Genomic DNA, 8,582 nt, shown 5'->3' with positions numbered 1-8,582 from the left:
CCCCCCCCCCCCCCCCCCCCCCCCCCCCCCCCCCCCCCCCCCCCCCCCCCCCCCCCCCCCCCCCCCCCCCCCCCGCCGCCCCCCCCCCCCCCCCCCCCCCCCCCCCCCCCCCCCCCCCCCCCACTTCTCGACTTCTCGACTTCCGGAGAGGGACCTCATGACCACCGCCCTGGACACGGGAACGTACGAGGTGCTGCGCGACCGCCTCACCGCGCAGGCGGCCGAGCTGGCCCGCCGCGCCGAGGCGCTGAACGCCCGCCGCGTCGAGGAGTTCGGCTCCCTGCGCCTGGAGCTGGCCGGCACCGAACAACTGCGCACGGGGTCGGCGTGCGTGCCGCGCGACCTCGTGTCCGTCGGCGACGTGCTGCTCTTCGGCTACAACACCGTCCCCGGACGCGGCGCCGAGACCGCCGTCGGCGACGTCTTCGCGCTGCACGACCGCACGCTGGACCGGCTGTCCGACGACGCCGTGCCCGGCCTGCTCGACGACCCCGCCTTCGTCCGCGAGTTCGCCGCCCTCCACCGCTACTTCCACCAGGCCCGGCTCCTCCGGCTCCGCCGCGTCGACGACAAGGTGCTCGCCGTCTTCCGGACCGGCGAGAAGGCCGACGACATCCGGGTCCTGCGCTGGGCACTGTCCGACGACGGCCGGGCGTCCTTCCTGGACGCGCGCGGCGACCGCGACCACGTCCTGCCGCCCGCGCACGACTTCACGTGGACGGTGACGACCCGCGAGGACCACGTCCTGGGCCGGCACCCGCACGTCTCCATCGAGGGCGAGGTGTTCGTCGAGACGCTGGGCGGGACCCTGACGGTCAAGACCGAGGACGACACCGAGACCGGCGAGGGCGTGTACGCCGAGCCGGTCGCCGAGCCGCTGCAGTCGCTCGCCGACGCGCACATCGCGTACGCGCGGGTGGGCGCCCTGATCCTGGTGGACGTCCTCCCGTACAAGGAGGACACCCACCGCTACCTGGTGTTCAACACCCTCACCAGGACCGTCGTCCGCCTCGACGGCATCGGGCAGGCGTGCCGCCGGCTGCCCGAGGACCAGGGCATCGTCTTCCCGGGCGGCTACTGCCTGGCCACCGGCACCCACCGGACGTTCGACGGCGTCGACACCGAGGGCATGGAGTTCGAACGGGCGGTCCGCTCCCCGAACGGCGAGGACGTCCTCTTCGCCTTCCACGCCCGCGTCGCGGGCCGCAGCCTCCTCCTGCCCTACAACATCATCCGCAAGGAGGTCGCCACCCCGCTGTCCTGCCACGGCTGGGCCCTGTTCGACGACGGAGCCCTCCTCACCCTGCGGGCGGCCGGCACCGAGCCGCAGCGCGTGCACCCGGTGCAGCGGTGGACCTCCCCGTACGTCTCCGACACCCACGCCGCCGCCCGGCCGGGCGGCACCGGCCCGCTCGCCCGCGTCGGCAACGCCGACCTCGTACGCGGCATCTCCGACTGCCTGTCCGTCACACGCGCGGTCACCGAGACCACCCCGACCGGCGAGGTGTACGAGGCGCTCGTGGCGGCCTGCGCACGGGTCGCGGACTCCCACCACTGGCTGGCCGAGGCGGACCTCGGCGCCCTGCACGAGCCGCTCACCCAGGTGAGGGACACCGCGGAGCAGGTGCTGACCGAGTTCGAGACGGTGCAGACGCTCACCCGCCAGGCGGCCGACGCCCTCACCGAGGCCACGGCACGCGTCACCACCGTCGTACGGCGCCTGCGCGGCGAGGCCCCGCGCGGCGCCGCGGCGTGGGTGTCCGGGCTCACCGAGCTCCGGCAGGCCCAGGGACACCTGCTCACCCTCAAGGACATGCGGTACGCGGACACCGGCCGCGTCGACGAGCTGGCCGCCGACGTCGAACGCGACCTCGCCTCCTTCGGGCAGCGGGCCGTCACCCACCTGGCGCACGAGGACGCCTTCGCCGACCACCGGGCCGACATCGAGCGGCTCGTCGCCGACGCCGAGGCGATCACCACCGTCGCCGAGGCGGAGCCCCTCACGGCCCGCCTCGACGAGCACGCCGACGACCTGCGCACGGTGACCGACGTCGTCTCCGGCCTGGACATCGGTGACGCCACCGTCCGCACGTCCGTCCTGGAGCGGATTGCCGAGGTCCTCGGAGGCGTCAACCGCGCCCGCGCCACCCTGGACGGCCGCCGCCGCGCCCTGCGGGACCGCGAGGGCCGGGCCGAGTTCACCGCCGAGTTCGCGCTGCTCGGCCAGGCGGTCACCGGCGCCCTCGCCGCGGCCGGCACCCCCGAGGAGTGTGACGAACAGCTGGCCCGCCTGCTCGTGCGGGTGGAGGACCTGGAGTCCCGGTTCGCCGAGTCCGACGGCTTCCTCGCCGAGCTGGCGGACAAGCGCGACGAGATCCACGAGGCGCTCTCCGCCCGCAAGCAGACCCTCGCCGACGCCCGTGCCCGCAGGGCCGAGCGCCTGGCCGAGTCGGCCGACCGGGTCCTGGCCACGATCGTCCGCCGGGCGTCCGCGCTCGCCGACACGGACGCCGTCACCACGTACTTCACCTCCGACCCGATGCCGGCCAAGGTCCGTCGCACGGCCGACGAACTGCGCTCACTCGGCGACCAGGTCAGGGCGGAAGAACTCGACGGCCGCCTGAAGTCCGCCCGGCAGCAGGCCCTGCGCGCCCTGCGCGACCGCACCGACCTGTACGCCGACGACGGCCGCACCGTCCGCCTGGGCGGCCACCGCTTCGCGGTCAACACCCAGCCCCTCGACCTCACCCTCGTCCCCCAGGGCGAGAACCTGGCCTTCGCCCTGACGGGCACGGACTACCGCGCCCCGGTCACCGACCCCGACTTCGCCGCGACCCGCCCGTACTGGGACCGCCCGCTGCCCTCGGAGTCGCCCGAGACCTACCGCGCCGAACACCTCGCCGCCCGCCTGCTCGACGAGCACGGCCCGGCCGCCCTCGCAGCCGCCGAGGACCTGCCCGCCCTGGTCCGTCACGCGGCGGAGGAGGCCTACGACGAGGGCTACGAGCGCGGCGTCCACGACCACGACGCGGCCCTGATCCTCGCCGCTCTCCTGCGCCTGCACGAGGGCGCCGGCCTCCTGCGCCACGAGCCGGCCGCCCGCGCCGCCGCCCAGCTCTTCTGGACGCACGGCACGACGGCCGAGGAGCGCGACACCTGGACCCGACGCGCCGTCTCCCTGGCCCGGGCCCGCGACACCTTCGGACTCGCGCCCGCGATCGCCGACCTGGAAGCCGAACTCGCCGACGCGATCGGCACACGAGCGGCGGCCGCCTACCTCTTCGAAGAGCTGACGACCGGCCCCGACGGCTTCGTACTCGGCGCGGGCACCCGCACCCTGCTCGACAAGTTCCGCCGCACGGTGGACGCCCGCGCCTACGACGACGACCTCACCGCCCTCACCGACCCGGCCGCCCGCAGACAACTCGTCGAGGCGTGGCTGACCTCGTACACCACGGCGACCGGCACCGACCTCGCCCCCGGAGACCTGGCCGAGGCCGTGGCCGCCGAGCTGTGCCCCGGCCTGCCCCGCTACGAGTCGGACGCGCCCCTGACCGAGACCGTCGAGGGCCTGCTCGGCACCCACCCGCGCGTCCACAACCGGACCCTGACCGTCCGCGTCGACGAACTCACCGCCCGGGCCCGCGAGTTCCGCACCCGAGAGGTCCCCGCCCACCGCGCCTACCAGCGCCGCCGCGCGGCACTGGTCGCGGCCGAGCGCGGCCGCCTGCGCCTGGACGAGTTCCGGCCGCGCGTGATGTCCGCGTTCGTGCGCAGCAGGCTCATCGACGAGGTCTACCTCCCCCTGATCGGCGACAGCCTCGCCAAGCAGCTCGGCACCACGGGCGACACCAAACGCACCGACACCGGCGGCCTGCTGCTGCTCGTCTCCCCGCCGGGCTACGGCAAGACGACCCTCCTGGAGTACGTCGCCGACCGGCTCGGCCTCCTGCTGGTGAAGGTCAACGGCCCGGCCCTGGGCCACACGGTGACCTCCCTCGACCCGGCCGAGGCACCGAACGCCACCGCCCGGCAGGAGATCGAGAGGATCAACTTCGCGCTGGAGGCGGGCAACAACACTCTCCTCCACCTCGACGACATCCAGCACACCTCGCCCGAGCTGCTGCAGAAGTTCATCCCGCTGTGCGACGCCACCCGCCGCATCGAGGGCGTACGCGACGGCGAGCCGCGCACCTACGACCTGCGCGGCAAACGCTTCGCGGTGTGCATGGCGGGCAACCCGTACACCGAGTCCGGCAGCCGCTTCCAGGTCCCCGACATGCTCGCCAACCGCGCCGACGTGTGGAACCTCGGCGACGTCCTCACCGGCAAGCAGGACGCCTTCGCCCTCAGCTTCGTCGAGAACGCCCTGACCGCCAACCCGGTCCTCGCCCCACTCGCCGGCCGCGACCGCGCCGACCTGGAACTCCTGCTCCGGCTGGCCGGGGGCGACCCGGCCGCGCGCGCCGACCGTCTCGCCCACCCGTACGCGCCCGCCGAACTGGACCGGATCACCGCGGTCCTGCGCCACCTGCTCACCGCCCGCGAGACCGTCCTCGCGGTCAACGCCGCGTACATCGCCTCGGCCGCCCAGTCGGACACCACCCGCACCGAGCCGCCCTTCCGGCTCCAGGGCTCCTACCGCACCATGAACAAGATCGCCCAGCGCATCCAGCCGGTCATGAACGACACCGAGCTGTCCGCCCTGATCGACGACCACTACACGGCCGAGGCCCAGACCCTCACCACCGGCGCCGAGGCCAACCTGCTGAAACTGGCCGAGCTGCGGGGCACCCTCACCGCCACCCAGGCCGGGCGCTGGTCCGAGCTGAAGGCGGCGTACGTCCGCACCCAGACCCTCGGCGGCCCCGAGAACGACCCCCTCACCCGAGCCGTCGCCGCCCTCGGCCTGCTCGCCGACCGGGTCGCGGCCGTCGAGTCGGCCATCAGCCGCGCCACCGACCCGCGCCACCTCGTCGCCAACCCGACAGCCCGGCACGCCGCCCGCCCGGGGCCCGGGGCCGGGGCGGACTGACAGGCCCGCGCCGTGGCCGCAGGTGATCCGGACCGAAGCGTCGGATACGGTCCCCTGACCGGGAGCGTGCTGTACGTGCTGCCGACGGTGGTCGCTTTGTATGCAGCAGCGGAGTGGAGCACCCGCTGACCCGTCCATCCGGTAGGAGAGTTGTGGGCGATTTCGTGAACTGGGGATTCCTGACCGGCTTCACCACGCTGTGGCTGCCCTTCGCGGTCGCCCAGTGCCGCGGTCGGACGCTTCCGTGGCTGCGTCACCGCGGGCCCGTACGGCTGCTCGGCGCAGCGGGCCTGGCGCTGTACGGGGTGGTCGTCGTCAACACCGTTCCCCGGCTGGCCGGCGCCGCGCCGGCCACCCTGGCACAGGTGTCCTACGCGGCGATGGCGCTGACCGCGCTCTACGGCGCCCTGCTCGCCGTCTACGCGGTCAGGGCATTCGCGGCCACGCGCCCGGGAGGCGTATGAGAGGGGCCGGGCCACATGGCGCGAGTACGGCGAACGGGCCCGTACTCACCAAGGCGCGAGGTGAGCACGGGCCCTCCCCCAGCCTTCGGCCGGGGGCGCCCCAGGGAGCCGGTCCGCGTGAGGCGGGTCAGACGGTGGTCTTCACCGACTCCTGGCCTTCGTCGCCCCCGGTGTCCTCACCGGCGTTGCGGGCGCGGACGTACTCCAGGAACGAGTTGAGTTCGCGCTTGACGACCGGGGCGAGGAGGTAGAGGCCGATGATGTTGATGACGGCGAGCGAGAAGAGGACCGCGTCGGCCAGGTCGATCAGCGTCTGCAGCGTCAGCAGCGAGCCGGTGATCGCGAACAGCGTGTAGACGACCTTGTACGTCACCTCGCTGGTCCGGCTGCGGCCGAAGAGGTACGTCCACGCCTTGAGGCCGTAGTAGCCCCAGGTCAGCACGGTGGAGATGGCGAACAGCATCACCGCGACGGTCAGGATGTACGGGAACCAGGGCAGCACCGTCTCGAAGGCGTCGGAGGTGATGGTGACGCCGCCGATGTCCTTGCCGAGAGTGGCCGGGTCGGCGATGACGATGGTCAGCGCGGTCATGGTGCAGATGACGACGGTGTCGATGAACGGCTCCAGCAGCGCGACCAGACCCTCGCTCGCGGGGTGCTTGGTCTTGACCGCGGAGTGGGCGATCGGCGCGGAGCCCAGGCCCGCCTCGTTGGAGAAGGCGGCCCGCTTGAAGCCGATGATCAGCGCGCCGAGCACACCGCCGGCGACACCCTCGGGGTTGAAGGCGCCCTCGACGATGGCGGTGACGGCGTCCGGGACGGCGCTGACGTTGACCAGGATCACGACCAGGCACGCGACGATGTAGACGCCGGCCATGGCGGGCACGAGCCTGCTGGTGACGTTGGCGATGGAGCGGATGCCGCCGAGGAGCACGATGCCGACCAGCGCGGCGACCAGGATACCGAAGAGCAGGGCGCCGGCGGAGGAGCCGACGGCGCCGTCCTCGCCGCCGGTGACGGAGACCAGCTGCGCGTAGGACTGGTTGACCTGGAAGAGGTTGCCGCCGAAGAGGCCGAAGAAGAGGATCATGAAGGAGGCGAGGACGGCGAGGACCTTGCCGAGCGTCCTGCCGTTCTTGCCGAAGCGCTCGGCGAGGCCCTTGGGCAGGTAGTGCATCGGGCCGCCGGACACGGTGCCGTCGGCGTGCACCTCGCGGTACTTCACGCCGAGGGTGACCTCGACGAACTTGGTGGCCATGCCGAGCAGGCCGCACAGGATCATCCAGAACGTGGCGCCGGGGCCGCCGATGGAGACGGCGACGGCCACGCCGGCGATGTTGCCGAGGCCGACCGTGCCGGAGACCGCGGCGGTCAGCGCCTGGAAGTGGTTGACCTCGCCGGCCGAGCCCTCCTCGTCGTACTTCCCCCTCACCACGTCGACGGCGAGCCGGAACTTGCGGAGCTGTATGAAGCCGAACCACCCGGTGAAGACCAGGCCGGCGACGACGAGCCAGGCGACGATGAGGGGCAGGTCCGTGCCGCCGACGGGAACGGCGTAGAAGACGACCTCGCCCAGCCACTTGGCTATGGGTTCGAAGAATCCGCTGACGGCTTCGTCGACGGACTCGGTGACGGATTCGAGTGACACTTGGCTACCTCGTGGAGCGGTGCCGGCGGGCCGGGGAGTCTCGCCGGGTGAGCGGTCTCTGAGCGAACGTCGTTGTCCGGTGTTCGAACCCGTGCGCACGGTCCGGTTTCGGACCGTGATCGCTCCGGGCTGTGGTGCGCGTACAGGCCGACCTTCCACGGAACGGCAGTCGGCCGATCCACCTGCGGAGTTGCGCAGTTCTACCACGCCTTTGCCAATCATTGAGTGATGCAGATCACATGACGGCCCGTGATCGGCGAAAGTCCCAGCTGGTGATATCGGACTGTTATACGACCCGCGAGATGGGTGCCATGGGCACGTATATACCGACCGGCCGGCGTCCCCCGGAGCCGCCGACAGCACGCGCCGTCCTGCCACCCCCCCCTGGCGGCGACCGGCATGAAGGGCCTGTCGAAGACTGCCGGAAGCGGGCAATGCGGGAGGTGTTCCGCGTCGGCAACATGGGACGCGAGGGGAGCACACGGCCAGGTCCTGATGCCGGACACCGGCAGGTGGCGGCATCAGGACGCTGACGTGTCATGACGGGAGCGAACTCGGCCGGCAACTCGCGAGGCTGTGCGGGATTCCGGCAGTCGCCGCCGTCTGGCGCGGGCTCAAGAGGTACTGGAAGAGATCCAGTCGTCGTTGTTTCGATGACGGCCCAGTCCCACGGCCTCGAATTCATCCCCACCGAGGCCCCTCTTCACGCCGAGCTGCTGAAGAGCCTGCGAGACCGGGCTGACTGCCCGCGAGATCCACTTTCTCGCCGGCGCATCCAGTGGCCCCGCTGCCAGCGCCCCGTCGGCCCAGACGGCAGCCCGCTGCTCGCCGACGCCGCCGAAGTACTCGGCCTCGACATAGGCGACTGGCCCTGCAATGGACCACTGGGCGAGTGACGTCTCGAAGCCTCCCGGCAGCTTCCAGAATCCCAGATCCCCCACGGCGCTGCCGTCCGTGACGGCGTCGAAGACCTCATCCGTCATCGGCATCAGCGACAGGCCCTGCCGGAGAGGCACCACCCGGGCGCCGGCAACGTCCCGTGACGCGGCACGCAGCAACTCGTCCCCCGCGATCACTGCCTGCAATTCGTAACCCACCCCAGGGCCCTCCCCCCACTGATCGGAGACCTCATCCTGCCTGACGCACCTCGGACGAACCCCGCGTGCTTCCCACACCAAAACCCACCCTCCGCCGGCGCGTTCCTGCCCGGACAGCCTTCGGCTTCCGCGAACCCGCTGGTTTCGGTGTTCCGGTGACGTCTGGCCCCGGGACAGGTGCGCCACCCGCCGACAACTCCGCCCACAGGGATTGCGGCCCGGTGTTTGACCCTCGAGCATGACAAAGGGCCTGGTGTCACTTGCACACCAGGCCCTCTGACCAGCGTCGGGGTGGCGGGATTTGAACCCACGACCTCTTCGTCCCGAATGAGGTTCGG

General features: G+C 72.3%; 4 protein-coding genes. 2 read left to right on the top strand and 2 right to left on the bottom strand.

The window, feature by feature from the left end; all coding sequences use genetic code 11:
• Positions 1–157: 157 nt before the first annotated feature.
• A complete protein-coding gene (locus ACP4J0_RS27050) occupies positions 158–5,035 on the top strand; it encodes a DNA repair ATPase (RefSeq protein ID WP_426601328.1) in 4,878 nt (1,625 codons plus the stop codon).
• Positions 5,036–5,187: 152 nt separating this feature from the next.
• Complete coding sequence (locus tag ACP4J0_RS27045; RefSeq protein ID WP_426601327.1) at positions 5,188–5,499, top strand: hypothetical protein; 312 nt, start codon at positions 5,188–5,190, stop codon at positions 5,497–5,499.
• A gap of 127 nt (positions 5,500–5,626) precedes the next feature.
• Here ACP4J0_RS27045 and ACP4J0_RS27040 read toward each other — a convergent pair whose 3' ends face one another.
• Together ACP4J0_RS27040 and ACP4J0_RS27035 are read right to left on the bottom strand one after the other, a co-directional pair.
• Entirely contained in the window at positions 5,627–7,147 is a 1,521-nt protein-coding gene (locus tag ACP4J0_RS27040) for an alanine/glycine:cation symporter family protein (protein ID WP_426601326.1), read from the bottom strand.
• A 614-nt stretch (positions 7,148–7,761) separates the two neighbouring features.
• Complete coding sequence (locus ACP4J0_RS27035; RefSeq protein WP_426601325.1) at positions 7,762–8,244, bottom strand: hypothetical protein; 483 nt, start codon at positions 8,242–8,244, stop codon at positions 7,762–7,764.
• Positions 8,245–8,582: the final 338 nt, after the last annotated feature.

The organism is Streptomyces sp. WG7, from assembly GCF_049975785.1.
Lineage (GTDB): Bacteria > Actinomycetota > Actinomycetes > Streptomycetales > Streptomycetaceae > Streptomyces.
The sequence above is the reverse complement of the archived record's forward strand: the minus strand, read 5'-3'. Positions and strand labels throughout refer to the sequence as shown.